At 71.8% G+C, this 26,140-nt stretch carries 19 protein-coding genes and 1 riboswitch; of the genes, 7 read left to right on the forward strand and 12 right to left on the reverse strand.

Annotated elements, in window-relative coordinates; genetic code table 11:
- Positions 1-119: 119 nt before the first annotated feature.
- On the forward strand, positions 120-1,361 hold the full coding sequence (locus tag OG522_RS09950) for an MFS transporter (RefSeq protein ID WP_329462591.1): 1,242 nt from the start codon (positions 120-122) through the stop codon (positions 1,359-1,361).
- Positions 1,327-2,640 (forward strand): D-arabinono-1,4-lactone oxidase, encoded by a 1,314-nt coding sequence (locus OG522_RS09955; RefSeq protein WP_329462592.1) that lies wholly within the window; start codon positions 1,327-1,329, stop codon positions 2,638-2,640. The genes OG522_RS09950 and OG522_RS09955 overlap by 35 nt, the downstream gene beginning before the upstream one ends.
- A gap of 5 nt (positions 2,641-2,645) precedes the next feature.
- On the opposite strand, the gene OG522_RS09960 is transcribed toward OG522_RS09955, so the two are convergent.
- Entirely contained in the window at positions 2,646-3,566 is a 921-nt protein-coding gene (locus tag OG522_RS09960) for a hypothetical protein (RefSeq protein ID WP_329462593.1), read from the reverse strand.
- 498 nt (positions 3,567-4,064) lie between these two features.
- On the opposite strand from OG522_RS09960, the gene sepH reads away from it, so the two are divergent.
- Positions 4,065-5,108, forward strand: coding sequence for a septation protein SepH (gene sepH, locus OG522_RS09965; protein WP_329462595.1), 1,044 nt, complete (start codon positions 4,065-4,067; stop codon positions 5,106-5,108).
- A 101-nt stretch (positions 5,109-5,209) separates the two neighbouring features.
- Here sepH and OG522_RS09970 read toward each other — a convergent pair whose 3' ends face one another.
- Entirely contained in the window at positions 5,210-6,058 is an 849-nt protein-coding gene (locus OG522_RS09970; RefSeq protein ID WP_329462596.1) for a sulfurtransferase, read from the reverse strand.
- A 212-nt stretch (positions 6,059-6,270) separates the two neighbouring features.
- Between OG522_RS09970 and OG522_RS09975 the strand changes: the two genes are divergently transcribed.
- Positions 6,271-7,044: a VOC family protein gene (locus tag OG522_RS09975; protein WP_329462597.1), complete on the forward strand. Its 774-nt coding sequence runs from the start codon at positions 6,271-6,273 to the stop codon at positions 7,042-7,044.
- A gap of 84 nt (positions 7,045-7,128) precedes the next feature.
- Here OG522_RS09975 and OG522_RS09980 read toward each other — a convergent pair whose 3' ends face one another.
- Genes OG522_RS09980 through OG522_RS09995 form a run of 4 tightly spaced genes read right to left on the reverse strand, consistent with a single transcriptional unit; the run spans position 7,129 to position 12,619 of the window.
- Entirely contained in the window at positions 7,129-7,803 is a 675-nt protein-coding gene (locus OG522_RS09980) for a thymidine kinase (RefSeq protein ID WP_329462598.1), read from the reverse strand.
- Between the two features lie 39 nt (positions 7,804-7,842).
- A complete protein-coding gene (locus OG522_RS09985) occupies positions 7,843-9,033 on the reverse strand; it encodes an alkaline phosphatase family protein (protein WP_329462599.1) in 1,191 nt (396 codons plus the stop codon).
- A complete protein-coding gene (locus OG522_RS09990) occupies positions 9,033-9,620 on the reverse strand; it encodes a DUF5998 family protein (RefSeq protein WP_329462600.1) in 588 nt (195 codons plus the stop codon). Before OG522_RS09990 ends, OG522_RS09985 begins: the two co-directional genes overlap by 1 nt.
- Positions 9,621-9,658: 38 nt before the next feature.
- Positions 9,659-12,619, reverse strand: a complete 2,961-nt coding sequence (locus OG522_RS09995; RefSeq protein ID WP_329462601.1) for a bifunctional acetate--CoA ligase family protein/GNAT family N-acetyltransferase — start codon at positions 12,617-12,619, stop codon at positions 9,659-9,661.
- A 152-nt stretch (positions 12,620-12,771) separates the two neighbouring features.
- On the opposite strand from OG522_RS09995, the gene OG522_RS10000 reads away from it, so the two are divergent.
- Positions 12,772-13,053, forward strand: coding sequence for an HPr family phosphocarrier protein (locus tag OG522_RS10000; RefSeq protein ID WP_329462602.1), 282 nt, complete (start codon positions 12,772-12,774; stop codon positions 13,051-13,053).
- Between the two features lie 173 nt (positions 13,054-13,226).
- On the opposite strand, the gene OG522_RS10005 is transcribed toward OG522_RS10000, so the two are convergent.
- From OG522_RS10005 to OG522_RS10020, 4 genes are all read right to left on the reverse strand, one after another.
- Positions 13,227-13,904 carry a GntR family transcriptional regulator gene (locus tag OG522_RS10005; RefSeq protein WP_329462603.1) on the reverse strand — a complete coding sequence of 226 codons (678 nt, stop codon included), beginning with the start codon at positions 13,902-13,904 and terminating at the stop codon, positions 13,227-13,229.
- A gap of 202 nt (positions 13,905-14,106) precedes the next feature.
- The gene (locus OG522_RS10010; protein WP_329462604.1) at positions 14,107-14,868 is read right to left on the reverse strand and encodes a M23 family metallopeptidase; all 762 of its coding nucleotides are present in this window, start codon (positions 14,866-14,868) and stop codon (positions 14,107-14,109) included.
- Positions 14,869-14,881: 13 nt separating this feature from the next.
- Positions 14,882-15,042, reverse strand: a riboswitch (cyclic di-AMP (ydaO/yuaA leader).
- A 212-nt stretch (positions 15,043-15,254) separates the two neighbouring features.
- Positions 15,255-16,619, reverse strand: a complete 1,365-nt coding sequence (locus tag OG522_RS10015; protein WP_329467528.1) for a M16 family metallopeptidase — start codon at positions 16,617-16,619, stop codon at positions 15,255-15,257.
- A gap of 17 nt (positions 16,620-16,636) precedes the next feature.
- On the reverse strand, positions 16,637-17,974 hold the full coding sequence (locus tag OG522_RS10020) for a M16 family metallopeptidase (protein WP_329462605.1): 1,338 nt from the start codon (positions 17,972-17,974) through the stop codon (positions 16,637-16,639).
- A gap of 205 nt (positions 17,975-18,179) precedes the next feature.
- Between OG522_RS10020 and OG522_RS10025 the strand changes: the two genes are divergently transcribed.
- A complete protein-coding gene (locus OG522_RS10025; protein ID WP_329462606.1) occupies positions 18,180-20,642 on the forward strand; it encodes a DNA gyrase/topoisomerase IV subunit A in 2,463 nt (820 codons plus the stop codon).
- Between the two features lie 19 nt (positions 20,643-20,661).
- Here OG522_RS10025 and OG522_RS10030 read toward each other — a convergent pair whose 3' ends face one another.
- Positions 20,662-22,092 (reverse strand): CobW family GTP-binding protein, encoded by a 1,431-nt coding sequence (locus OG522_RS10030; protein ID WP_329462607.1) that lies wholly within the window; start codon positions 22,090-22,092, stop codon positions 20,662-20,664.
- Positions 22,093-23,196: 1,104 nt separating this feature from the next.
- Between OG522_RS10030 and OG522_RS10035 the strand changes: the two genes are divergently transcribed.
- Positions 23,197-24,222 carry a helix-turn-helix domain-containing protein gene (locus OG522_RS10035; protein WP_329462608.1) on the forward strand — a complete coding sequence of 342 codons (1,026 nt, stop codon included), beginning with the start codon at positions 23,197-23,199 and terminating at the stop codon, positions 24,220-24,222.
- Positions 24,223-24,335: 113 nt separating this feature from the next.
- Here the strand turns inward: OG522_RS10035 and OG522_RS10040 are convergent, their stop codons facing one another.
- Positions 24,336-25,730: a CoA transferase gene (locus tag OG522_RS10040; protein ID WP_329462609.1), complete on the reverse strand. Its 1,395-nt coding sequence runs from the start codon at positions 25,728-25,730 to the stop codon at positions 24,336-24,338.
- Positions 25,731-26,140 lie beyond the last annotated feature (410 nt).

Genomic DNA, 26,140 nt, shown 5'->3' on the forward strand with positions numbered 1-26,140 from the left:
CTGACAAGCGGTGAGCCGAGCCGGGGGTGGGCCCCGGAAAAGGCGGTGCGCCAGTCGACTTCAGCATCGTACGCTTTAGGAATTAATTACACGCGTCACGCCGGATACCGGAGTCCCCGTTGCCCAGTCCCTATCGCGCGATCTTCGCCGCCCCCGGCAGCAAGGGGTTCTCCGCAGCCGGCCTGCTCGGCCGGATGCCGCTGTCGATGATGGGCATCGGCATCGTGACCATGGTCTCCCAGCTCACCGGCCGCTACGGCCTGGCCGGGGCGCTCTCCGCGACGCTCGCCATGTCGGCCGCCGTGCTCGGCCCCCAGATATCCCGGCTCGTGGACCGGCACGGCCAGCGCCGCGTACTGCGCCCGGCCACCATCGTCGCCGTCGCCGCCGTCGCGGGACTCCTCGTCTGCGCCCAGCAGGGCGCCCCGGACTGGACCCTGTTCGTCTTCGCGGCGGGCGCCGGCTGCGTGCCGAGCGTCGGCTCGATGGTCCGGGCCCGCTGGGCCGAGATATACCGGGGCGACGCGCAGAACCTGCACACGGCGTACTCGTGGGAGTCGATCGTCGACGAGCTGTGCTTCATCGTGGGGCCGATCCTCTCCATCGGGCTCTCCACCGCGTGGTTCGCCGAGGCGGGCCCGCTGATCGCGGCCTGCTTCCTGGTGGCCGGCGTGTTCTGGCTGACCGCCCAGCGCGCCACCGAACCCGTGCCGCATCCGCGCGAACACCACACCGGCCGCTCCGCGCTCGACTCGCGCGGACTACAGGTCCTGGTCGCCACCTTCGTCGCCACCGGCGCCATCTTCGGCTCGGTCGACGTCGTCACCGTGGCCTTCGCCGACGAACGCGGCCACAAGGCGATGGCCAGCCTGGTGCTCGCCGTGTACGCGCTGGGCTCCTGCATGGCGGGAGCGGTGTTCGGGCTGCTGCGCCTCAAGGGCGCGGCGTCGACCAGGTGGCTGGTGGGTGTCTGTGCGATGGCGGTGAGTATGATCCCGCTCCAACTGGCCGGGAACCTGCCGTTCCTTGCCGTGGCGCTCTTTGTCGCGGGCCTGTCCATCGCGCCGACGATGGTGACGACGATGGCCCTCGTCGAACAGCACGTACCGCGCAGCAGGCTCACCGAGGGCATGACCTGGACCAGTACCGGGCTCGCGGTGGGTGTGGCGCTCGGCTCCTCCGCCGCGGGTTGGGTGGTGGACGCCTCGGGCGCCGAGGCGGGGTACCTGGTGTCCGTCGTGGCGGGAACGCTCGCGGCCGCGGTGGCGTTCCTGGGGTACCGCCGGCTTCGCAGGCCGGTGCCGCATCGGGAGGGGCTCGAAGCAGATGAGCGGAGCGAACGGCAGCAGCACCTGGCGTAACTGGGCGGGGAACGTCACCGCCCGCCCGGCGAGGGAAGTCTCCCCGGCCTCGGCGGCCGAGCTCGCGGACGTTGTGCGCCGGGCGGCCGAGGACGGGCTGAAGGTGAAGGCGGTCGGCACCGGCCACTCCTTCACCGCGGTGGCGGCCACCGACGGCGTGCTCATACGCCCCGATCTGCTGACGGGCATCCGCGGCATCGACCGGACGGCGCTGACCGTCACCGTGGAGGCCGGCACGCCGCTGAAGCGGCTGAACGCGGCGCTGGCCAGGGAGGGCCTGTCGCTCACGAACATGGGCGACATCATGGAGCAGACGGTGGCGGGCGCCACCAGCACCGGAACACACGGCACCGGCCGCGATTCGGCCTCGATCTCCGCCCAGATCAAGGGACTTGAGCTGGTGACGGCGGACGGCTCACTGCTGACCTGCTCCGAGAAGGAGAACCCCGACGTCTTCGCGGCGGCCCGGATCGGTCTCGGCGCCCTCGGCGTGGTCACCGCGATCACCTTCGCCGTCGAGCCGGTCTTCCTGCTCACCGCCCGCGAGGAGCCGATGACCTTCGACAAGGTCACCTCCGATTTCGGGGAACTCTTCGCGGAGAACGAGCATTTCGAGTTCTACTGGTTCCCGCACACCGGCAACTGCAACACCAAGCGCAACAATCGCAGCGCCGGCCCCGCCGCTCCGCCCGGCAGGCTGAGCGGCTGGATCGAGGACGAGTTCATGTCCAACGGGCTCTTCCAGGTGGTGTGTTCACTGGGCCGCGCGGTGCCCGCGACGATCCCGTCGATCGCGAAGCTGTCCAGCCGGGCGCTCTCCGCCCGCACGTACACCGACATTCCGTACAAGGTCTTCACAAGCCCGCGCCGCGTGCGGTTCACGGAGATGGAGTACGCACTGCCCCGCGAGGCGGTGGTGGGAGCGCTGCGCGAGGTGAAGGCGCTGGTGGAGCGTTCACCGCTGCGGGTGAGCTTCCCGGTGGAGGTGCGCACCGCCCCCGCCGACGACATCGCGCTCTCCACCGCCTCGGGCCGCGAGAGCGCGTACATAGCCGTGCACATGTACAAGGGCACTCCGTACCAGGCGTACTTCACCGCGGTCGAGCGGATCATGACCGCGCACGCGGGGCGGCCGCACTGGGGCAAGGTGCATACGCGCGACGCCGGTTACTTCTCCGAGGTCTACCCGCGCTTCGCCGAGTTCACCGCCCTGCGTGACCGGCTCGACCCGGAGCGCCGGTTCGCCAACGACTACCTGCGGCGCGTCCTCGGCGACTGACCGGCCTACGGGGTGGGAGTGCTCCCGGACCGGCTCTCCGGGGTGCCCGGCCCGCCGGAACTCCCGGTTCCGGTGGCGGATCCGTTCGTCGCGGAGCCCGTCGGCTGCGACGGGGTGGGCGTCGGAGTCGTACCGCCGGAGCCGGACCCGGATCCGGAGGTCGAACCTGAGCCCGCGTCATGGGACTTCGAGGGGGACGGCGAGGACGAGGGGTCGGGCTTGGCCGAGTCGCCTCCGGGCGTCGCCCCGTCGCCGGCACCCGGCGACGACGAACCACCGCTGCCGGGCGAGGGCTTGCGCCCGTCCTCGGCATCCGACGGCGCGTTGTCCGGTGGCGTCCGCTTCTCGCCGCCGCCGGTGAGCACGGATTGCAGGGTGGTGCCGGAGCCGTGGCCGCCGACCTCACTGCCGGAGACCAGCTCGTACGCGGTGATGCCGCCCATCGACACCCCGAAGACGACGGCGGCCGCGAGCAGGGGCCGCTTCCACCCGCGCAGCCGGGTGCCGTGCACGGTCGCGTCGTTGAACTCCCGGGCCGGGCGGGCGCCGGACCGTGGCAGCTGGGTCTCGTCGACGGACTTGAGCAGTTGGGTGCGGTCCGCGTCGGCCCGCGGCAGCACGGTGGTCTCGTCCTGGACTGCCTTCTTGTAGGGGGAGACCACAGGCACGTGGCGGGAGCCGACCTTGGCCTGCACGGTCACCTCGCGCAGCTGCTCGCCGGTCCGCCTGAAGAAGTGCTGGAAGACGGTGCCGCCACATGTGGCGACCACGCTCACCACGCCGGCACCGATGAACGTCCCGTACACGCCCAGCGTGGAGGCCAGCACCGCGGCGGTGACCGCGGCGAGTGCGCTGCCCGCCACCTGAGGCACGCTCAGGTCGATGCGCTTGTTGTCTTCTGTCCCGGTGCCCTGCTTGTCACCCATCCCCAGCCTCTGTTCGCCCTTCTCGTCCGTCTTGCACAGAGAAGGGACATTTGAGCGAAGCGAATAGTTCCACTTTCGGGGATTGTGTGAAGCAAGACACGTGGAGGGCAGGTGGGGACGCGGGGCGGCGACCCCAACTCCCGTACCCCGCGAGAACTTCGGCGGCGCGCCGGTCCACCCAGGTGGCCCGAATGGAGTACTGTGGCGAGCCCTGGGCCCCGGGTCCCACACGGGTATCCGGGACTACGGGAGGGGGCCGAAAGCGGCACTCGAACCGGCGGCGCCGCGGCACCGCACGGGCGCCTGCTGCACAGAGTGACCAGACCGGTCACTCTGCGTTGCGAAAAGGTAACCGTGCCATAACGGCGTTCCAGGGCCCATGCCCGACACGCCGGGCAACTCGGCAATGTTGTGGCAGGCTGCACCCGGGCAGGCCACACTCGACTAGCGGAAGCAGCGACGCACGTGACGTCGGCAGGCACCACCCGGGAGGTCCCCATGCCCGAACTGCGTGTCGTGGCCGTCTCCAACGACGGCACACGACTGGTGCTCAAGGCTGCGGACAGCACGGAGTACACGCTTCCGATCGACGAGCGGCTCCGCGCCGCTGTGCGCAACGACCGGGCCCGCCTCGGACAGATCGAGATCGAGGTGGAGAGCCACCTCCGGCCGCGCGACATCCAGGCGCGGATACGAGCCGGTGCCTCCGCCGAGGAGGTCGCCCAGTTCGCCGGTATTCCGGTCGACCGCGTGCGCCGGTTCGAAGGCCCCGTCCTCGCGGAGCGCGCCTTCATGGCGGAGCGGGCACGGAAGACCCCCGTGCGGCGTCCGGGCGAGAACACCGGCCCCCAGCTCGGTGAGGCGGTGCAGGAGCGGCTGCTGCTGCGCGGCGCCGACAAGGAGAGCGTCCAGTGGGATTCCTGGCGCCGCGACGACGGCACCTGGGAAGTCCTGCTCGTGTACCTGGTCGCGGGCGAGCCGCACTCGGCGAGCTGGACCTACGACCCGCCGCGCAGGCTCGTGCAGGCCGTCGACGACGAGGCCCGTTCGCTGATCGGCGAGTCCGACGACACCATCACCACGGTTCCCGAGCCCAGCTTCCCGTTCGTGCCGAGGATCGCGCGGCTGCCCCGGGACCGGCCACTGGACCGCGCCCTGGACCGGCAGTTGGAGCGGCCCGCGCCGCCGCCGGAACCGGTCGCGGACGAGAGCGACTCGCTGACCAGCCTGCTCGAAGCCGTACCGAGCTTCCGCGGCGACATGGTCGTACCCGAGCGTCCCTCGACGCCGCCCGAGCCGCCGGAGGCCGAACCGGTCGCCGAGCCGGAGGCCGAGGAGCCACCCGCGCCGGCCGCTTCGGCGGGAGCGGGGTCGGCGTACGCGGACGTGCTGATGCCGCGCACCGTGGCCGGTCACCGCGACCGGCTCACCGGCACCACCGACCGCCAGGCCGAGGCGGACGGCGTCCGTCCGGGGCGCCGGGCCGCGGTGCCGAGCTGGGACGAGATCGTGTTCGGGACCCGCAGGAAGAAGCAGGACTGAACAGGGGGAGGTGGCCGGCGGACACCTCCCCCACTTCAGCGAATTCGGTTCGGCGCCGGGGTCCGCACGCACACCGCGTGCGGACCCCGGCAACCTTGCGACTACTGCGGTTCGGGGCCCGTCGCCACCGGCCGGGACTCGTCCGACGACCACTCGGACCACGAACCGGCGTACAGCGCCGCCGGGATGCCCGCTACCGCAAGCGCCAGCACCTCATGAGCGCCGGAGACACCGGAGCCGCAGTAGACGCCAACCTCGCTGTCCGCGGCGCCGAGTGCCTTGAAGCGGGCGGCGAGTTCGTCGGCGGGCAGGAAGCAGCCGTCGGGGCCCACGTTCTCGGTGGTGGGGGCGGATACCGCGCCCGGGATGTGCCCGCCGATCCGGTCGATCGGCTCCACGTCGCCTCGGTAGCGCTCCCCCGCGCGGGCGTCGAGAAGCAGTCCGGAGCGGGCGAGGTCCGCCGCGGCGTCCGCGTCGAGGAGCTTGACCGCGCCCGGGGCGGGCCGGAAGTCGCCTTCGGCGGGCGTGGGGATCTCGGTGGACAGCCCGCCCGTCCAGGCCGCGAGCCCGCCGTCGAGGACCCGTACGTCCGGGTGGCCGGCCCAGCGCAGCAGCCACCAGGCGCGGGCGGCGGCCCAGCCCTGCCCGCCGTCGTAGACGACGACCGGCGTCCCGGCCGACACGCCCGCCCGCCGCATGACCGCACCGAATTCGGCCACATCCGGGAGCGGGTGGCGCCCGCCGGTTCCGGGCGGTCCGGCGAGTTCCGCGTCGAGGTCCACGAACACGGCGCCGGGGATGTGCCCGGCCGCGTACTCGGCGCGGCCGTCGAACGGGGCGGCCCCCGCCGCCTTCGCCAGGCTCAACTGCCAGCGGATGTCGAGCAGGACCGGGGGCCGGGGCCCCGCCGCCTCGGCGGCGAGTTCGGATGCAGTGATGGTGGCGTTCATGGGGGCCATCTTCGCGCAGGAGCCGCTCGTAACGTAACGGTCGCGAAACGGATGAGAGCCCTCAAAGCGGGCATCCTCCTGCGGGAACGCGCCAAAAGCGGCGCGGCCGGGGCGCGGTGGGGCCCCGGTGGTGGAAGCATCGGCCCGGGTGCGCGGTTCGCCGAAGGGCACCCCCGAGCAGCACGATGGCGACGGCCGAGGAGAGAGTGACGATGACCCAGTCGGAGACCCGGCGCACACCTGGCACGCCCTGCTGGGTGAGTCTCATGGTGCACGGTCTGGCCGCGACCCAGGAGTTCTACGGAGCGCTGTTCGGCTGGGAGTTCCGGCCGGGACCGCAGCAGCTCGGCCCGTACGTCCGCGCGTTGCTCGACGGCAGGGAGATCGCCGGTATCGGTCAACTGCCGCCCGACCGGCATCTGCCGATCGCCTGGACGACGTATCTGGCCACCGACGACGCGGACGAGACGGCCGAGACGATCCGCCACTGCGGCGGGACCGTCGGGGTCGGGCCGCTGGACGCCGGGGTGGCGGGCCGGCTCGCGATCGCCTCGGACCCGGCGGGCGCGGTGTTCGGGATCTGGCAGGCCGGTGCGCACGTGGGCACGGCGATCGCCGGCGCACCCGGCACCCCCACCTGGAACGAGCTGGTCACGCGCGAGACCGCGTCGGTCGGCAAGTTCTACCAGGCGGTGTTCGGCTACGACCTGGACGCGGTCGTCTCGGCCGACTTCGACTATGTGACGCTGCGTCTGGCGGGCCGCCCGGTGGCCTCGCTGCACGGTGTGGGCCATGCGCTGGCGCGCGACAAGGGCGCGCACTGGATGACGTACTTCGAGGCGGCGGACGTGGACGAGGCGGCGCTACGGGTCACCAACCTCGGCGGGCAGGTGCTTCAGCAGCCGCACGAGGGGTCGAGCGGACGGGTGGCGACGGTCGCCGATCCGGAGGGTGCCGTCTTCACTCTCGTACGGTCCAACGAGTGAGCCCAAGTCCCTTGTCGCGCACGCCGGTTGAGGACGAGTGAGCCTGGGACGCACTCGGGTGGCCCAGGCGCGAGCCTCGGAGGGTCAGGCTCGTACGGCCGGCGCGCCGGACTCGGCGTCGATCGGGAGGACGTCCGGGGAGAGGGCGGCGGCGCGGGCCGCGGCGGACGTCATCCGACGGCGGTGGTGGCGCCGGCACAGCACCTCGTAACCGATCTCGTCGGCTGACTGGTTGACGTCGCCGACGACGACCTGAGCGCCCTCGACCACCATCTCGCCGCCTATGGTGCGGGCGTTGTGGGTGGCGCGGGCGCCGCACCAGCACAGCGCTTCGACCTGCAACACCTCGACGCGGTCGGCGAGTTCGACCAGGCGCTGCGAGCCGGGGAACAGCTTGGAGCGGAAGTCGGTGGTGATCCCGAAGGCGAACACGTCGAGTTCGAGGTCGTCCACGACCCGCGCGAGCTGGTCGATCTGTCCGGGCGCGAGGAACTGGGCCTCGTCGGCGATGACGTAGTCGCAGCGGCCGCCCTGGGAGAGGTGGGCGACGAGGTAGCCGTAGAAGTCGAAGCCGTCGGCGGCCTCGACCGCGTCGGTGACCAGACCGAGCCGGGAGGACAGCTTGCCCTCGCCCGCGCGGTCGTCCCGCGTGAAGATCATGCCCTGGAGGCCGCGCGCGGAGCGGTTGTGCTCGATCTGAAGAGCGAGGGTGCTCTTTCCGCAGTCCATCGTTCCGGAGAAGAACACCAGCTCGGGCATGGGAAGTTGACGGCCTTTCAGGTCTATGGAGGGGGGTTGCTACGAGCGCACTTCGAGGAGCGGCACGAGCTGCTCCACCTCGGTCATCGAGCCGTGCATGCCGACCATGGCGGACTCGTGGGGCTCGCGGCGCGAGGCGGTGATGACCACGTCGTCGCGGGCGGCGGCGACCACGTCGCCGATCCGGCCGTGAACGCGCTCGTCGATACGCGGGCCGAACCAGCCCGCCGCGACGGCCTCCTCGCGGCTCGCGACCCAGAACTGCTCGCCGAGCACCTCGCGCCAGCAGGTCAGCACGTCGGCCTGGGCACCCGGCACCGCGTACACATGGCGGGCCCGGCCCTCGCCGCCGAGCAGGGCGACCCCCGCGCGCAGCTCCCAGTCCTCGTCGAAGTCGATGCGGGACTGCTCGTCGAAGGGGATGTCGATCATGCCGTGGTCGGCGGTGACGTAGAGGGCCGCGCGGGGTGGGAGCTGTTCGGCGAGGCGCTGAACGAGCCGGTCGACGTACATCAGCTGGCCGCGCCAGGCGTCGGAGTCGACGCCGAAGCGGTGGCCCTTGCCGTCGACGTCGGAGTAGTACGTGTAGACCAACGACCGGTCACCGGCGGCGAGTTGGTCGGCGGCGAGGTCCATGCGGTCCTCGCCGGAGAGCCTCCCGAGGAAGCTGCCGCCACTGAGGGCGATCTTGGTGAGCGGGGTGTGCTCGAACGTCGGCGACGACACCTGGGCGGTGTGCACGCCGTCCCGGTCGGCGAGCTGGAAGACGGTCGGGTACGGCTGCCAGGCGTGTGGGTCGGTCCAGGGCTTCCAGCGGAGCTGGTTCATCAGCTCGCCGGTGTCCGGGTTGCGCGCGGTGTACCCGGGCAGGCCGTGCTCGCCAGGGGGCAGGCCCGTACCGACCGAGGCCAGCGAGGTGGCGGTGGTGGCGGGGAACCCGGCCGTTATGGGACGGCCGGTGTTGCCGCGGGAGGTGCCGAGCAGGGAGTGGAGATAGGGGGCCTCGTCGGGGTGGGCCTTGATCTGCTCCCAGCCGAGGCCGTCGATCAGGAAGACGCAGTTGCGGTCGGCGGGCGCGAGCCCGGCGATGCGCTGCTCGAACCCGGGCACGCCCTGGCCCGCCACGAGCGTGGGCAGCAGATCGGCGAGGGATCCGGTGCCGTACTCGGGGACGGGCGCGGTGTCGAGGGCGAGGGGTTCGGGATCGTCCTGCCAGGCGGGCTGTGCCATCAGCGGCCGGTCGCCGCGGTCGCCTCGGACAGCGCCTGGGCGAAGGCCAAGGTCTGGCGGACCGTGTCGGGGCCGTCGCCGGCCTCGCTGACCCTGAGGCTCAGGTCGTCGGCGGTGGAGTTGCCGGTGTAGCCGTGGTCGGCGTCGCAGTTCGGGTCGCCGCACGCGGCGGGCTCCAGGTCGAGCCGGGAGACCGCGCCCCAGCCGATGGTGAGGACGACCTCGCGGGGCAGGGTGCCCGGGGTGTACGACTCGGGGTTGGCGACGACGCGGCTCACCACGACCGACGAGATCCGCCCGAGCTTCACGGACTCCGTGGAGGTGGTGGCGTACGGCGTCGGGGAGCTGGTGTCGGCGTTCTGCTCGTCGGTGTGGCTGACGATGAACCGGTTGTCCGTGAGTACCAGGACCGTCACATGGCGGCGCACTTCGTTCGCGTCGAAGGTGGTCTCCTGGTGCACCAGGTACGAGGCGATGGGCTCGCCGCCGACGGCGGCCTCCACCGCCTCGGCCACAAGGGCCGGGTAATAGCCGCTGCGCTCGATCGCCGCGCGGAGCCCCTGGGTCGTCGTACCGGTCTTCGCCATGGGGTCCATCTTAAGCTGCCGCAGGCGGCCCACGGCCCTCAGTAGCTGGGGAGCCGTCGTGGGCCCAGGTCGTTGCGGGGCGGGGGCGGGGCGAGACGGACCGTCGCGCCGAGCACCGCCAGGCCGTGCTGGGCGACGATCACGGGCTCCAGTGCGACGGCGACCACCTCGGGATGGTCGTCGACCAGCCGCGACACCCTCAGGAGCAGTTCTTCGAGGGCCGGGGTGTCCACCGGCGCGGAGCCCCGCCAGCCGAACAGGAGCGGGGCCGTCCGGATCGACCGCAGCAGCTCGGCGGCGTCCCGGTCGGTGGCCGGAATGAGGCGGTGTGCCGTGTCGCCGAGCAGTTCGGACGCGGCCCCGGCCAGCCCGAAGGAGAGCACGGCACCGACCGCGGAGTCGATCGAGGCGCGCACGACGGTGTCCACGCCGCGCGCGACCATGGCCTGCACCACCGGCTTGAGCTCCTCGGGCTTGCCGAGGCTCGCCGTCAACTCGGCGTATGCGCGGGCCAGTTGGTGCTCGTCCGCGAGATCGAGGCGTACGCCGCCGAGGTCGGGGCGGTGGCGCAGGTGCGGGGCGGTGGTCTTGAGGGCGACCGGGTAGCCCAGGCGGCGGGCCGCCTCGACGGCGTGGGGGGCGTCGGGGGCGGGCAGGGTCGGGTGCGCGGCGATTCCGTACCGGGCGAGCAGGTCCTCGGCGTCCGCCGCGGCCAGGGTGGTGCCGCGGGGGTCGGGGGCGGGTCCGAGGAGGCGCTCGATGAGCGCGGCGGTGCCGGGTTCGTCGATGTCGTCGTACTCGCCTACCTTGCCGGGGTCGGCGGCCTGTCTGCGCCACTGCGCGTACCGGACCGCCTCGGCCAGGGCGCGGACGGCCCGCTCGGCGGCGGGGTAGGCGGGAATGCGGGTGGCCTCGCGGTTCGGGGGTGAATTGCGTGTCGGCCCACCGTCGGCGGGAGTGCTGCCCCCGGCCCCCCGCTCCTCAGCCGGGGTGGGGGTGCTGCCCCCGATCCCCCGCTCCTCGGTCGCCGCAGGGGCTGGACGGGGCTGGAGTGGAGGAGCTGGATTCGTGCCGGGGAGGGACTGACTTCGACCGGGTGCGGTGGCGGACGGGGCCGGGGCACCCGCGGTCGGGCGCACTGTGCGGGCTGCCGCCGACAGGGCTTCGGCCAGGCCACCGATTTCCACGTGCACCACCGCCACCGGCTTCGCCGGGGACGCCGTCGCGGCTTCGCGCAGGGCGTCCGCCAGGACCTGCCCGTCGCCGGATTCCATGGCTCCGTTCTCGCCGACCCAGGGAATGGCCGTCACGACCACCGCGTCGCACTTCTCGTCCGCGAGCGCGGCCGCCAGGGCCGCGCGGAAGTCGGCCGGGGTCGCGCCCGTCGTCAGGTCGAGGGGCTTGAGCGGGCGCAGTCCCTCGCTCAGACAGGCGTCGTACGTGAGGAGGCCGAGGGATTCGGAGTTGCCGAGGATCGCCACCCGGGGGCCCGCGGGCAGCGGCTGGCCGGCCAGGAGCAGGCCCGCGTCGACTAGTTCGGTGACCGTGCCGACCAGGATGACACCCGCCTGGCGCAGCAGCGCGGAGACCGTCGCGTCCGGTACCCGGGTCACCGGGACCGCGTGGCCCGGCGGCATCGACCCGCTGTGCCGGGCGCCCTTCACCACCACGACGGGCTTCGCGGCGGCCGTACGGCGGGCGAGCCGGGTGAACTTCCGCGGGTTGCCGATGGATTCGAGGTAGAGCAGGACCACATCGGTGTCGGGGTCCTCGTACCAGTACTGGAGGAAGTCGTTGCCGGAGAGGTCGGCGCGGTTGCCGGAGGAGATGAACGTCGACAGGCCCGCGCCGCGCCGGTACAGGCCGGACAGAAGGGCGATGCCGATCGCGCCGGACTGGGTGAACAGGCCGATCCGGCCCGCGGGCGGGGACTCGGGCGCCAGCGAAGCGTTCAGCCGCACGTCCGCCGCGGTGTTGATGATCCCGAAGGCGTTGGGGCCGATGAGCCGCATCCCGTACGAGCGGGCCTGGCGCAGCAGTTCGCGCTGGCGCTCCCTGCCCCGCGGGCCGCTCTCCGCGTAACCGGCCGAGAGTACGACCAGGCCCTGGACGCCGTGTTCGCCGCACTCGGCGATGGCTTGGGGGACCTGTTCGGCGGGCACCGCGACGATCGCCAGGTCCACCGGTTCGCCGATCAAGCCGACGGAGCCGAAGGCGGGCACCCCTTCGATCTCCCGCCGCTCGGCGCCGAGCGCCCGGTTCACCGCGTACACGCGTCCGGTGAAGCCGGCGTCCAGGAGGTTGCGCAGGACCGCACGGCCGACCCCGCCCGGGGCGCGGCCGGCGCCGATGACCGCGACCGAACCGGGCGCGAGGAGCCGGCGCACCGATCTGGCCTCGGCGCGGTACTCCCGGGCGCGCTGGACCGCGAGGGATTCGGCGGTGGGTTCCAGGTCGAGGGTGAGGCGGACCGAGCCGTCCTCGAAGGACCGCTTCTGCTGGTACCCGGCGTCCGTGAACACCTTGATCATCTTGTTGTTGGCGGGCAGCACCTCGGCCGCGAACCGCCGGATCCCGCGTTCGCGGGCGACCGCGGCGATATGTTCGAGCAGCGTGGAGGCGACACCCCGCCCCTGGTGGGCGTCCTGCACCAGGAAGGCGACCTCGGCCTCGTCGGCGGGGGCGGAGGCGGGCCGGCCCTGGGCGTTGATGCGGTCGAAGCGGACGGTCGCGATGAACTCGCCGCCGACGGTCGCCGCGAGTCCGACCCGGTCCACGTAGTCGTGATGGGTGAAGCGGTGGACGTCCTTGGCGGAGAGCCGGGGGTAGGGCGCGAAGAAGCGGTAGTACTTCGACTCGTCCGACACCTGCTCGTAGAAGGAGACGAGGCGCTCGGCGTCCTCGGTGGTGATGGGCCGGATGCGCGCGGTGCCGCCGTCGCGGAGCACCACGTCGGCCTCCCAGTGAGCCGGGTACGCGGGGTCGGACGCCGTCGTCATACCGAAAGCGTACGGGTCGCGGGGCCGTACGGGGCTGGGGCGAGGTGGCAGGGACCGGTCGGCGGGGGAAGGGGCCTAAGGTCGGTAGGAGCACCGCGCACCACATGAGAGACTGGTCTAGACAACCGTCAGAGATTTCGAAGGGCAACACCATGGCTGAGCGCCGCGTCAACGTCGGCTGGGCCGAGGGCCTGCACGCCCGCCCCGCGTCCATCTTCGTCCGTGCCGCCACGGCTGCCGGAGTCCCCATGACGATCGCCAAGGCCGACGGCAACCCGGTCAACGCCGCGTCCATGCTCGCGGTGCTCGGTCTGGGCGCGCAGGGCGGCGAGGAGATCGTGCTGGCCTCCGACGGCGAGGGCGCCGAGGCCGCTCTCGACCGGCTGGCCAAGCTGGTCGCCGAGGGTCTTGAGGAGCTCCCCGAGACCGTCTGACCCGATCGACGTCACGGCGAAGGGCCGCTGATCCCGCACGCGGGGTTGGCGGCTCTTTCCGTATTTCCCGGTACGCGTTTTTCCAGGTACCCATTACGGCCCGGATTCGCGCCCGATTTCGGGCAGCGTGAATTCGGTGTCGCGTCGCGCTTTCTTTGTATACGGCCCCGCTGTTAAGCGCGGCTGCTCGCCGTGTGTACGGCAGGTTGCGAAGTCCTCACCGTGGCGGGGCGCCGCAGCCGATGGGCGGAAAACGATCGCTCGGCATGAAGGGCGGTGAGGGAACGGGCGCGTTCGGCGTCGCCCCGGGCCACCGCGTCGGTGATCGCACCGAGTTCGGCCCAGGTCTCACCGGGCCGGGCCGACTGCTCGACCGCGTACATCCAGGCGATCTTGTGCCTCAACTGCGTGAGCAGGGCTATCAGTCCGGGGCTGACGGAGGCCTGGGCCAGGGTCTCGTGGAACCAGCCGTCCAGCGAGCGCAGATCTTCGCCCTGGCCGCGTCGGGCCCGGTCCTGACCGAGCCTCACCAGGCCGCGCAGCACTTTGAGATGGGCCTCCGAGCGGCGCGAAGCGGCCCGCGCGGCGGCCAACGGCTCAAGCAGCACGCGCAGTTCGAGGAGGTCGGCGGCCTCCACATCGGTGGGCTCGGCCACCCAGGCACCGGCATGTCTGCGGGTGGTCACGAATCCCTCGGACTCCAGGGTGCGCAGGGCTTCGCGCACCGGGACGCGCGAGACGCCGTAACGGCGGGCGAGTACCTCCTCGGTGAGCCGGCTGCCCCGCCCCAGGACGCCCGAGACGATGTCGTCGCGGATCGCCGTGCATACCGAATGCGCCGGAATGTGCATGGCCGAACCTCCGCATTGATACCCGCGAAACGCGGTCGGAAGACGTCGGCCCATGACTGCCGACGCCTGCCGATGTCTGTTACGCGACTCTATTCCAGGCTCTGTTAATTCCCGGTGACGTGCCAAAACCAAGGGATATCTTTTGGCCAATGCGAAAGGCCCCCGGCGGCATGCCGGGGGCCTTCGGTGAGCGTGGGTCGCCTCAGACGGAGACGCCGTGCGAGCGGAGGTAGGCGACCGGATCGATGTCCGAACCGTAGGTCGCGGCGGTGCGGGCCTCGAAGTGGAGGTGCGGGCCCGTGGTGTTGCCGGTGTTCCCCGACAGCGCGATCTGCTGGCCCGGCTCGACCGTCTGGCCGACGGAGACCTGGATGACCGAGAGGTGGCCGTACTGGGTGTACGAGCCGTCGTTCATCTTGATCACTATGTTGTTGCCGTACGCACCGCCCCAGCCGGCCTCGACGACGGTGCCGAGACCCACCGCGTGCACCGAAGTGCCGCTGTCCGCGTGGAAGTCGATGCCGGTATGGGCGCCGGAGGACCACAGGGATCCGCCGGTCTTGTAGCCGGTGGACACGTAGCTGTTCGCTATGGGAGCGACGAAGGTGTTGAGGCGCTTGCGCTCGGCCTCGCGAGCGGCGCGCTCCTTGGCCTCGCGGTCCGCCGTGGCCCGTTCCTCGGCCTTGCGCTTGGCGGCCGCCTCGGCCTCGGCCTTCGCCTTGGCCTTCGCGGCCGCCTGCTTCTGGGCGTCGGCCTGGGCGCCGAGCTGGCCGGCGAGGGAGTCGCCGATGACGATGGCCTGGGTGAGGCCGGTGTCGGCGACGCTCGGGGCGGCGGTGGCCGGGGAGGCGAGGGTGCCTACGACTCCGGCGGTGGCGAGGGTGGCGATGCCCGCGATGTTCGCGCTGCGGCGCGTCATACGGCTGGGCGCGCGATGCTTCCCGGTGGCACGGGTGAACGCCATGGAGTGGCGGTGTCCTTTCCTTCCATCTCGCCTACCGGGTTAGCTGACGGGTTCGGAGCAGGAAGGTCTCCTACGGGCCCCTCCGCGGGCGGAGGCGTCCGATTCACCCCAGGGACTGAATGGGTCCCCGGCTCCCCTGGCTCGCGCCGTACGGGGACTCGGCGATCACTGTCCGGTGCCGCGGGCGCGACGGGTGGTGACGGACAGCGGGACTGACGCTAGACGGCTCATCTTTCAATCACCAAACAGACACCGGGTTTTGTAGCGCACGCCACATGACAGAGGGGCAACCTCCCAACAAACCGGACAAACCCCTAGATACAGGAGACCCCGGAGGCGCATCCGCCTCCGGGGTCTCCTGTGTGCTCGGTTGCCGAGTGCCTCAATCAGCCTGCGACGACGGTCACTTCACCGATGCCGAGGGCGCGTACCGGCTCCTCGATCGTGGCCGCGTCACCGACGAGGACGGTGACCAGCCGGTCGGCCGGGAAGGCGCTGACGACGGCCGCCGTCGCCTCCACGGTGCCGGTCGCGGCCAGCATCGCGTACAGCTGCGCCTGGTAGTCGTCCGGCAGGAACTGCTCGACCTGGTCGGCCAGCGTCCCGGCGACGGCCGCCGCGGTCTCGTACTTGAGCGGCGCGACGCCCACCAGGTTGTGCACGGCGGCCTCGCGCTCGTCGTCCGTCAGACCCTCCGCGGCCAGCGTGCGCAGCACCTTCCACAGGTCCTCAAGCGCCGGACCGGTGTTGGGGGTGTCCACCGAGCCGCTGATGGCGAGCATCGCCGCGCCGCCTTCGGGACCCGAGCGCAGCACCTGGCCGAAGGCCCGCACCCCGTAGGTGTAGCCCTTCTCCTCGCGCAGCACACGGTCGAGCCGGGAGGTGAGGGTGCCGCCCAGACAGTACGTGCCGAGCACCTGGGCCGCCCAGACCCGGTCGTGGCGGTCCGGTCCGATGCGGCCGATGAGCAGCTGGGTCTGGACCGCGCCGGGGCGGTCCACGATGACGACCCGGCCGGTGTCGTCGGCGGTGATCGGCGGGACGGGGCGCGGCTCGGCACGGTCGCCGGTCCAGTCGCCCAGCGTGTCCGCGAGGACCGCGTCGAGGTCGGTGCCCGAGAGGTCGCCGACGATGACGGTGACGGCCGTCGAGGGGCGGACGTACGTCTCGTAGAAGGCGCGCACGGCCGCCGCGTCGATCGCGGCGACGGTCTCCTCGGTGCCCTGACGCGGGCGCGACATACGCGCGGCGGCCGGGAACAGCTCCTTGGAGAGCTGCTTGGCGGCCCGCCGGGCCGGGTTGGCCTGCTCGTGCGGGATCTCGTCCAGGCGGTTGCGGACGAGCCGCTCGACCTCGGAGTCGGCGAAGGCGGGTGCCCGCAGCGCCTCGGCGAGCAGCGAGAGCGCCTTGGGGAGCCGGGAGACCGGCACTTCGAGGGAGACCCGGACGCCGGGGTGGTCGGCGTGCGCGTCGATGGTGGCGCCGCACCGCTCCAGTTCGGCGGCGAACTCCTCGGCGGAGTGCTTGTCGGTGCCCTCGGTCAGGGCGCGCGCCATGATCGTGGCAACGCCGTCGAGGCCCTCGGGCTCGGCCTCCAGGGGGGCCGCGAGGAACATCTCCACGGCGACGACCTGCTGGCCGGGGCGGTGGCAGCGCAGCACGGTCAGGCCGTTGGGGAGCGTGCCCCGCTCGGGGGCCGGGAAGGCCCACGGCTTGGCAGTGCCGGCGGCCGGCTGCGGGTGGAACTCCATGGTCACGACAGCGTCCGTCACTGGCCCGCCTCTGCTTCCTCTTCGTTGCTTGCCTCGGGGGCGATGGGCTCGTACACCAGGACGGCCCGGTTGTCGGGGCGCAGTTTCGCGGCGGCGACCGCCTTGACCTCCTCGGCGGTGATGTCGAGGACCCGGTCGACAGCGGTCAGGGCGAGCTGCGGGTCGCCGAACAGCACGGCGTACCGGCACAGTTCGTCGGCGCGGCCGGCGACCGTGCCGAGCCGGTCGAGCCACTCGCGCTCCAACTGGGCCTGGGCGCGCTCCATCTCCTCCGCGGTGGGGCCCTCGGCGGCGAACCGCGCGAGCTCCTCGTCGACCGCGGCCTCGATGTCGGGGACCTCGACACCGCCGGAGGTCTTGACGTCGAGCCAGCCGAGCGAGGGGGCGCCGGCCAGGCGCAGCAGCCCGAATCCGGCGGCGACCGCGGTCTGGTCGCGGCGGACCAGGCGGTTGTGCAGCCGGGAGGACTCGCCGCCGCCGAGGACGGTCAGCGCCAGGTCGGCGGCGTCGGCCTCGCGGGTGCCGTCGTGCGGCAGCCGGTAGGCGGCCATCAGCGCGCGGGCCGGGACGTCCTCCTTGACGACCTCGCGCAGCTGCCCGCCGATGGTGTCGGGCAGCACTCCGTCGCGCGGCGGTTGCTTGCCGTCGTGGGTGGGGATGGAGCCGAAGTACTTCTCCACCCAGGCCAGCGTCTGCTCGGGGTCGATGTCGCCGACCACCGCGAGGACCGCGTTGTTGGGCGCGTAGTACGTCCGGAAGAAGTCGCGGGCGTCTTCGAGGGTCGCCGCGTCCAGGTCGGCCATGGAGCCGATCGGGGTGTGGTGGTAGGGGTGGCCCTCGGGGTAGGCGAGCGCGGTCAGCTTCTCGAAGGCGGTGCCGTAGGGCACGTTGTCGTAGCGCTGGCGGCGCTCGTTCTTGACGACGTCGCGCTGGTTCTCCATCGACTCCTCGTCGAGGGCGGCGAGGAGGGAGCCCATGCGGTCGGCCTCCAGCCAGAGCGCGAGCTCCACCTGGTGGGCGGGCATGGTCTCGAAGTAGTTGGTGCGCTCGAAGCTGGTGGTGCCGTTCAGCGAACCGCCGGCCCCCTGCACCAGCTCGAAGTGGCCGTTGCCGTGCACCTGGTGGGAGCCCTGGAACATGAGGTGCTCGAAGAGGTGGGCGAGGCCGGTGCGGCCCTTGACCTCGTGGCGCGAGCCGACGTCGTACCAGAGGCACACCGCGGCGACCGGGGTCAGGTGGTCCTCGGAGAGCACCACGCGCAGGCCGTTGGCCAGCCGGTGCTCAGTGGCTGTCAGACCGCCGGAGGCGGCCTGCGCTGTGGCCGTGTGACCCATGGGCATGTACGTCCCTTCGTTCGCGATGTGCAGTACTGCGATGCGGAGTACTGGCGGGGAACTCCTGGTTTGAGAAGTCCTGCCACTGTATGCAAGCGCGCGGGCACCTGGCGAAGTTCCCGGGTCGCGGTCGGCGTTGTCAGTGGGACGGTCCACAATGGTCGGCAATAGCCCCGATCCGGTACGTGAAGGAGCAGCAGCCGCGATGGCCCGCCGCAGCACGAAGACCCCGCCGCCGCCCGACGACTTCGAGGAGCGGATCCTCGACATCGACGTCGTCGACGAGATGCAGGGCTCCTTCCTTGAGTACGCGTACTCCGTGATCTACTCGCGGGCCCTGCCGGACGCCCGCGACGGAATGAAGCCCGTCCAGCGCCGCATCGTCTACCAGATGAACGAGATGGGCCTGCGCCCCGACCGCGGCCACGTCAAGTGCGCCCGCGTCGTCGGCGAGGTGATGGGCAAGCTGCACCCGCACGGCGACGCGTCGATCTACGACGCGCTGGTGCGCATGGCGCAGCCGTTCTCCATGCGGCTGCCGCTGGTCAACGGCCACGGCAACTTCGGCTCGCTCGGCAACGACGACCCGCCGGCCGCGATGCGGTACACCGAGTGCAAGATGGCCGACGCCACCTCGCTGATGACGGAGTCGATCGACGAGGACACGGTCGACTTCACCTCGAACTACGACGGCCAGGAGCGGGAGCCGGTCGCCCTACCGGCCGCTTACCCGAACCTGCTGGTCAACGGCTCGTCCGGGATCGCGGTCGGCATGGCGACCAATATGCCGCCGCACAACCTGGGCGAGGTCATCGCCGCCGCCCGCCATCTGATCAGGCACCCCGACGCGGACCTGGAGGCGCTGATGCGCTTCGTCCCGGGTCCCGACCTGCCGACCGGCGGACGGATCGTGGGCCTGGGCGGCATCAAGGACGCCTACGAGTCGGGCCGCGGCACCTTCAAGATCCGCGCCACGGCGTCGGTGGAGAACGTGACGGCCCGCCGCAAGGGCCTGGTCGTGACCGAACTGCCCTTCACCGTCGGCCCGGAGAAGGTGATCTCCAAGATCAAGGACCTGGTCGGCTCGAAGAAGCTCCAGGGCATCGCCGATGTGAAGGACCTCACCGACCGCGCGCACGGCCTGCGTCTGGTCATCGAGATCAAGAACGGCTTCGTTCCCGAGGCCGTCCTTGAGCAGCTCTACAAGCTGACGCCGATGGAGGAGTCCTTCGGCATCAACAACGTGGCGCTGGTGGACGGGCAGCCGCTCACCCTGGGTCTCAAGGAGCTCCTGGAGGTCTACCTCGACCACCGCTTCGACGTCGTACGCCGCCGCAGCGAGTTCCGCCGCACCAAGCGCCGCGACCGGCTGCACCTGGTGGAGGGCCTGCTCGTCGCGCTGGTCGACATCGACGAGGTCATCAGGATCATCCGGTCGAGTGACAACTCGGCGCAGGCGAAGGAGCGCCTCATCGAGCGCTTCTCGCTGAGCGAGATCCAGACGCAGTACATCCTGGACACCCCGCTGCGCCGACTCACCAAGTTCGACCGGATCGAGCTGGAGAGCGAGCGCGACCGGCTGACCGGCGAGATCGACGAGCTGACCGGGATCCTGGACTCGGACAGCGAGCTGCGCAAGCTGGTGTCGGCCGAACTGGCCTCGGTGGCCAAGAAGTTCAGCACCGACCGGCGCACGGTGCTGCTCGAATCGGCGGGTGCCCCGGTGGCCGCAGTGGCCCTGGAGGTCGCGGACGACCCGTGCCGGGTGCTGCTCTCCTCGACGGGTCTGCTCGCGCGCACGGCGGGGGCCGAGGAGTTCACGACCGGGGAGGACGACAAGCGCGTCAAGCACGATGTCATCGTCTCGGCCGTGCCCGCGACGCAGCGCGGTGACGTGGGCGTGGTGACGTCGACCGGACGGCTGCTGCGGCTGGCGGTGATCGATCTGCCGCAGCTTCCGGACACGGCGGCCGCGCCGAACCTGTCGGGCGGGGCCCCGATCTCGGAGTTCCTGTCCTCGCTGGAGCCGGACGAGACGGTGGTCTGTCTGACCACGCTCGACGAGTCGTCGCCGGGGCTCGCGATCGGCACCGAACAGGGCGTCGTCAAGCGGGTGGTGCCCGACTATCCGGCGAACAAGGACGAGTTGGAGGTCATCACCCTCAAGGACGGAGACCGGATCGTGGGCGCGGCCGAGCTCCGCACCGGCGAGGAGGACCTGGTCTTCATCACCGACGACGCCCAGCTCCTGCGCTACCAGGCGAGCCAGGTGCGCCCCCAGGGCCGTCCCGCGGGCGGCATGGCCGGCATCAAACTGGCCGACGGCGCCAAGGTCATCTCGTTCACGGTGGTCGACCCCGCCGGAGACGCGTCGGTGTTCTCGGTTGCCGGTTCGCAGGGCACGCTGCTCGGCGACACGGCGGTGTCGGCGAAGCTGACGCCGTTCGACCAGTATCCGCGCAAGGGCCGCGCCACCGGTGGGGTGCGCTGCCAGCGCTTCCTGAAGGGTGAGGACAAGCTGCTGTTCGCCTGGGCGGGCCCGGCCCCGGCCCGCGCGGCCCAGGCCAACGGCGCCCCGGCCCAGCTTCCCGAGCCCGACCCGCGCCGCGACGGCTCGGGCACACCGCTGGCCTCGCCGGTCGCGGTGGTGGCGGGCCCGGCGTCGTAGCGTCGAGGCCCGGCGTCAACTAGCGGACGGCTCCGGGGAGTTCATCGAATTCCCCGGGCCCGTCGGGCTCCTGGAGTTCTTCGCGCTCGTGGAGTTCCTCGGGCTCCAGGAGTTCTTCGCGCTCGTGGAGTTCCTCGGGCTCCTGGAGTTCTTCGCGCTCCAGGAGTTCTTCGTGCTCCTGGTCCTCCTGGTGCTCCTGCGGCGGTTCGGGGACGTAGCGCAGGACCCCCCACATGGCGCGCTCGTCCGGGGTGGCCCCCGGGCCGGACGTTACGCACTCGGCGAGTCGGCGGTGCAGCGCGGGCGCGTCGATGCCGGAACCGATGAGGACGAGCTGGGTGAGGCGCTCCCGCGCGCGCCCCCAGGGCTCGGGGTAGAAGCGCAGGAACCTGCCGACGGCGTGCACGGTGTACCTGTTGCGCGGGTCGTCGGCGCCGAAGTCGACAAACCCCTTGATGCGGTAGAGGCCCTCGGGCCGGGTGTCGAGGAAGGCCATCAGACGGCGCGGGTCCATCGGCACGTCCGAGGTGAACGCGACGGACTCGTACCCGGCATGCAGATGGCCGCCGCGCCCACGCCCCGGGCCGACTCGGTGGCTGTGCCCCTGACCGTGGCCGCCATCGCAGCACGCCCCGTGGCCGTGACCGCCCCCACAGCTGCCGCCTTCTCCGCCTTCTCCGCCTTCTCCGCCTTCTCCGCCGCTACAGTCGCAGCCGTGCCCGTCCCCTGCGCACGCTCCGTCTCCACAGCCCTCCCCCGCGCAGGCGCAGGCGCCGTCGCCGTCGCCGTCGCCGGGCAGGTCGTCCAGGAGGTCGTCGAAGGCGAGTTGGCCCACCCGTTCCGTGACGGGTCTGCGGTCGAAGAACAGCTCCGGGTCGACCCTGCCGTACTCGGCCTCGACCACCGCGGCCGCTCCCCCGAGCGCCGTGCGCAGCCGGGCCAGGTCCGCTGCGTCCACCCGGTCCGTCTTGTTGAGCACGACCAGGTCGGCGATGGCCAAGTGCCGTTCGATCTCGGGGTGCTTGTCGCGGGTGGTGTCATACTCCGCCGCGTCGACCACCTCGACCAGGCCCCCGTACACGATCCGCGGGTTCTCGCTGGCGAGCAGCATCTTCACGAGTTCCTGGGGTTCGGCGAGGCCGCTCGCCTCGATGACGATGACGTCGAGGCGGGCGGCGGGCCGGGTGAGCCGGTCCAGGTAGAGATCGAGTTCGCTCGCGTCCACGGCGCAGCACAGGCAGCCGTTGCCGAGCGAGACGGTCGAGTCGCCGAGTTGCCCGGCCACCGTCATCGCGTCGATCTCGATGGAGCCGAAGTCGTTGACGATGGCCCCGATCCGGGTGCCGCGGCCGGCTCTGAGCAGATGGTTGAGCAAGGTGGTCTTGCCCGATCCGAGGAAGCCCGCGAGGACGATGACGGGGATCTGCTGGCTCGGGTTCGGGCTGCTCACCAGGGGCCTTCCTCAGAGTGTGGGTCCGATCGGACGGGGGTTCGCTCCCAGGCTCTCAGACCGCGGGTGCGGTCCACGGCGTGGGCCGGGCGCCGGGCTCATGGCTCCGCCCGGCACCCCCCGGCCGACCCACACGCGAGGCGGGAGTGTGGCGATCCACACACCGCCCCGCGCTCCGGCAGGCGCGAAGACACACACCGGCATTCGCGGACTCGAATTCTCCAGCCGACCACGGCACCGACCGGAATGGAATTGCGGACCGGTCGCGCCCGGCTTCGGCCGGACCGGAGCATCTGAATTCCGTTACGGTCAACGGTCGGAAAGCGGGAAATCGCAGCCGTGCGCGAGAGCCCCATTGACTGTTCCGCGGCCGATGCGGCCGGGCGCCTTCCGCTTGCCGTGCGGGAGGGATCGCAGGGCAGCACGGTATGCGAAGTGCCGCCGCGGCTGACAGCGGTCCCGGGACATTCGCGGTGGAGCCGGGAGCATCCGCCGCGCGTCATCGGTTCGGCGGAGCGGCCGGGGCGCACGGTCGCATGGGGTTTCCCGGGACGTCCCTGGGACGCCTCCCAAAGCCGTGAAGTGGCGCAACCAAGCCTTGCCGGGACGGCGTCGCCGCGCTCGGTCCCCCGTCCCACCAGCACTGCCACCGATACCCCGCCCTCGTCGGAGCCCCTCACGTGGCATCAACCCAGCACCAGGCCGCTGCCCACAGCAGGCAGTTCCGACGAATTCGCCGACCTCAACTGCCGTATCACACCCGCCATTTGGGCCATTGCCGCCGAGCTGAATTCCGCACGAAGGGTGCGGTGACCAACTACCTTGTTCACCGACGAATCAGGACGAGAAGGAAGACCGCATAGGGGAAGTGACGGACGAGAAACGGCACATGACGTATGGGCGAGACAACCAGACCTCATGCCGAATTTCCATACAGTCCCGGCGATATCGCAGTACGCCGATGTGCCCGGAGTTCTCGTCTCCGCGCCGCTGTCGACACGGCTCCCCGCATGCCCGGAAAACGTTCAAGGGGGCGGTTACTCTGTGGTCCGCGCGACGGCCAGGGGAGAGTTGCCGTCCGCCGCGAGTGATGACGGGGGAAGCATGTCGGACCAGACCGATGCACCTGTGGGCATGCAGGAACAGCTCTTTGAGGAATTGCGCCGCATCAAGCAGGCGTCCGGGTTCAGCTACGGACAGCTGGCCGACAAGACCCACTACAGCCGCTCCTCCTGGGAGCGGTTCCTGAACGGGAAACAACTGCCCTCCAAGGTCGCGGTCGAGCAGTTCGCCGCCGCCACCGGAGCCGACCCGCACCCGCTGCTCGCCCTGCTCGTACCGGGGGCGCAGACACAGCCCCAGTCACAGCCGCAGTCCCAGTCCCAGTCACAGCCGTCGGGCCAGGAACAGGAACAGGAACCGGCCGCCGCCGATGAGGTGGACGTGCCGCAGTCCCCGGAGCCTGTCCTCGCGGCCCCGAAGGCGCTGGAACCGGCACCCCGTGCCGTGAAGCCCGCGCGCCTCGGGCCCCGCCTTCCCGAATGGGTCCCTCCGCTGCTCGCCCGGCGCCGGGCCGACGGTCGTCGCCCCTGGCGGCGCAGGCTGGGTGCCGTGGGCTACATCGCCTCCGGCGCGGTCATGGGTACGGTCGCCACCGTGCTGGTCATGGGCGCCGGGTCCGGCCAGCCCGGCGGATCCGGCAGTACTCCAGGTGCCCAGGCGCCGAGTACCGGGGCCGGCAAGACGGCGCCGGTCCCCGCGGCCGGGAAGGTCGCGGTGCGCTGTTCCGGGGACACCTGTCATCGCCGCGATCCGCAGGCCATGGACTGCCAGTGGGATGCGACCACCGCGCACGACACATGGCTGCGCGGCATGCACATAGAGCTGCGCTACAGCCCTTCCTGCCATGCGGTGTGGGGGCGCATCGAGGCCGGTGCCGTCGGGGACGTCGTAACGATCAAGGACCGGACCGGCCTTGAGCAGGAGGCCACGATCCTGACCGACCGCGACACCTACACCCAGATGCTCGCGGTCACCGACGAGGCACCGCCGAGCACCGTGACGATCTGCGGCGCCATACCGAGCCAGAAGCAGCAGGAGTGCTCGCCGAGCGCCAAGGTCCAGCCGTAGCGGGCGTTTCCGCCCTCTCCCCCCGGCCCGGCGGCCGCCCCGATCGACCCACCAACCGCCAGCCAAGGCCCACCCCCGTCAGGCCGTGACCCAACGCGCGGCGTCCGTACCCGTCAGGCCGTGACCCAACGCGCGGCGTCCGTACCCCAAAGACCGGGCGGACGCGGCCAGTTGAGCGGGCCACCGGCGTAGGAGACCGGCGGCAGGGCGTGCCGCAGCCTGCCCATGGCGCTGTCCGTCTCCGTCAGCCACCGCTCCTGCTCGTACGGCGCGTCGGCGCGGGCGGCCGCCGGTGCCGTGAGGCCGTCCGTGAGCCAGGCGGCGGTCTGCGTCAGCGCCAGCCGGATCAGCCGGGCGCCACCGGAGTCGCGCTGTCCGGTCAGCGCGCGCAGGACCGCGGCGGCCAGCAGATAGCCGGTGCCGTGGTCGAGGGCCTGCGCGGGCAGGGCGCCCGGAGCGTCGGGAGTGCCCTCCAGGGCGGCGATCCCGGTGGCGACCTGGACCAGGCTGTCGAAACCGCGGCGCTCGTGCCACGGCCCGTACCGTCCCCACGCCGACAGCTGGGCGATCACCAGCTCCGGCCGGCGCTCGGCCAGCGCCTCGGGGGTGAGGCCGTGGTGCTCCAGGGCTCCGGGCCGGTAGCCGGTGACCACGACGTCGGCGGTGTCGAGCAGTTCGTCGAAGGTGCGGCGGTCGGCGCGGTCGCCGAGGTCGAGCCTGGTCGAACGCTTCCCCATGCCCGTGTCGTTGTGGGCCTCCTGGCTCTCGGGCAGCTGCGGCGCGTCGATCCGCAGGACGTCGGCGCCAAGGAGCGCGAGCGTGCGGGTGGCGACGGGGCCCGCGAGGACCCGGGTGAGGTCGAGCACCCTCAGTCCCGCGGCGGGCAGCAGCGGATCTCCGTCCAGCCCGCGCGGCACGCGGGGCGGTCGACTGCCGATGCGCTCCGTCGTCAACAGGGGCAGAGTCGCGGCCAGCGCACCCTGCTCGTGGGCGGCCCACTCCTTCGGACTGCGCAGTGCCACGGCGAGGCCGCCCGCCGCGTAGACCGTCGACTCGACGTCTTGTGCCGGGCGGGAGCCGATCGCGTCCGCCACCGCGGGCACCTCCGCGTCGGCGGGCAGACCGAGGGCCGACAGCAATCGCGCGCGGTGGTGGGGATAGTTGGCGTGGGTACGGACCCAGCCGTCGGCGGCGCGCCAGAAGCGTGAGAGCGGCGCGAAGGTCGTCGGCGCCACGCCGTCCACGCGGACCAGGCGATCGCTGAGGAACGCGGTGGTCACCGCGCCGTCGTGCACGCGCACGGCGGGCACCTCGCGGCCGGTGCGGGCGGCGGTGAGCTCGGCGGCGGCGAGCGCGCAGACCGCCACCGTGGAGCGTGCCAGATCCATGACGGGCAGGCGCGAGGGCAGCGCCCCGGCGCCCTCGAAGACGATATGGCGCAGAAGTCCGGGATCGCCGTCCAATGCCGCCCACGCCTGTGCCGTGCCCAACTGATGCGAGTGATCCATCTCCGCACTATGGCACTGAGTGCCACCCCGGCGGAAGGCACCTGATAGGCGGCGAAGCCCCGCCGATCCCTGTCCGCTCCAGAATCGTCGAGCCGTGCGGAGCGCATGTGCGCGCGTTTCAGAACACGGCGGTTGACGGCCTCCGCCGCGCTTGGCGGCCTCCGCGGAAACCGAGGTCCGCGGTGGGGAAGCCGAGGTCCGCGGTGAGCGACCGCGGGAAGGCGGTGGCGGGGCTCGCGCGGTAGCCGGTCAGGCCCCGTCGACCACCTTGGCCGCGACGTAGGCGTGGGTATGCGAGCTCTCGGTGAACTGGCAGACCCGGGCGGCCCCGGGCGGCCCCGGGCGGCTCCGGGCGGCTCCGGGCGGCCCCGGGCGGCTCCGGGCGAGCCTTCGCCTGGTCGATGGGCTGT

This window comes from Streptomyces sp. NBC_01431 (assembly GCF_036231355.1).
Lineage (GTDB): Bacteria > Actinomycetota > Actinomycetes > Streptomycetales > Streptomycetaceae > Streptomyces.

What these genes read in the sequence shown, in the direction of transcription:
- OG522_RS09955 (WP_329462592.1), top strand. Translation starts at nt 1,327, where the DNA reads ATGAGCGGAGCGAACGGCAGCAGCACCTGGCGTAACTGGGCGGGGAAC.
- OG522_RS09960 (WP_329462593.1), bottom strand. Translation starts at nt 3,566, where the DNA reads ATGGGTGACAAGCAGGGCACCGGGACAGAAGACAACAAGCGCATCGAC.
- sepH (WP_329462595.1), top strand. Translation starts at nt 4,065, where the DNA reads ATGCCCGAACTGCGTGTCGTGGCCGTCTCCAACGACGGCACACGACTG.
- OG522_RS09970 (WP_329462596.1), bottom strand. Translation starts at nt 6,058, where the DNA reads ATGAACGCCACCATCACTGCATCCGAACTCGCCGCCGAGGCGGCGGGG.
- OG522_RS09975 (WP_329462597.1), top strand. Translation starts at nt 6,271, where the DNA reads ATGACCCAGTCGGAGACCCGGCGCACACCTGGCACGCCCTGCTGGGTG.
- OG522_RS09980 (WP_329462598.1), bottom strand. Translation starts at nt 7,803, where the DNA reads ATGCCCGAGCTGGTGTTCTTCTCCGGAACGATGGACTGCGGAAAGAGC.
- OG522_RS09985 (WP_329462599.1), bottom strand. Translation starts at nt 9,033, where the DNA reads ATGGCACAGCCCGCCTGGCAGGACGATCCCGAACCCCTCGCCCTCGAC.
- OG522_RS09990 (WP_329462600.1), bottom strand. Translation starts at nt 9,620, where the DNA reads ATGGCGAAGACCGGTACGACGACCCAGGGGCTCCGCGCGGCGATCGAG.
- OG522_RS09995 (WP_329462601.1), bottom strand. Translation starts at nt 12,619, where the DNA reads ATGACGACGGCGTCCGACCCCGCGTACCCGGCTCACTGGGAGGCCGAC.
- OG522_RS10000 (WP_329462602.1), top strand. Translation starts at nt 12,772, where the DNA reads ATGGCTGAGCGCCGCGTCAACGTCGGCTGGGCCGAGGGCCTGCACGCC.
- OG522_RS10005 (WP_329462603.1), bottom strand. Translation starts at nt 13,904, where the DNA reads ATGCACATTCCGGCGCATTCGGTATGCACGGCGATCCGCGACGACATC.
- OG522_RS10010 (WP_329462604.1), bottom strand. Translation starts at nt 14,868, where the DNA reads ATGGCGTTCACCCGTGCCACCGGGAAGCATCGCGCGCCCAGCCGTATG.
- OG522_RS10015 (WP_329467528.1), bottom strand. Translation starts at nt 16,619, where the DNA reads ATGGAGTTCCACCCGCAGCCGGCCGCCGGCACTGCCAAGCCGTGGGCC.
- OG522_RS10020 (WP_329462605.1), bottom strand. Translation starts at nt 17,974, where the DNA reads ATGGGTCACACGGCCACAGCGCAGGCCGCCTCCGGCGGTCTGACAGCC.
- OG522_RS10025 (WP_329462606.1), top strand. Translation starts at nt 18,180, where the DNA reads ATGGCCCGCCGCAGCACGAAGACCCCGCCGCCGCCCGACGACTTCGAG.
- OG522_RS10035 (WP_329462608.1), top strand. Translation starts at nt 23,197, where the DNA reads ATGTCGGACCAGACCGATGCACCTGTGGGCATGCAGGAACAGCTCTTT.
- OG522_RS10040 (WP_329462609.1), bottom strand. Translation starts at nt 25,730, where the DNA reads ATGGATCACTCGCATCAGTTGGGCACGGCACAGGCGTGGGCGGCATTG.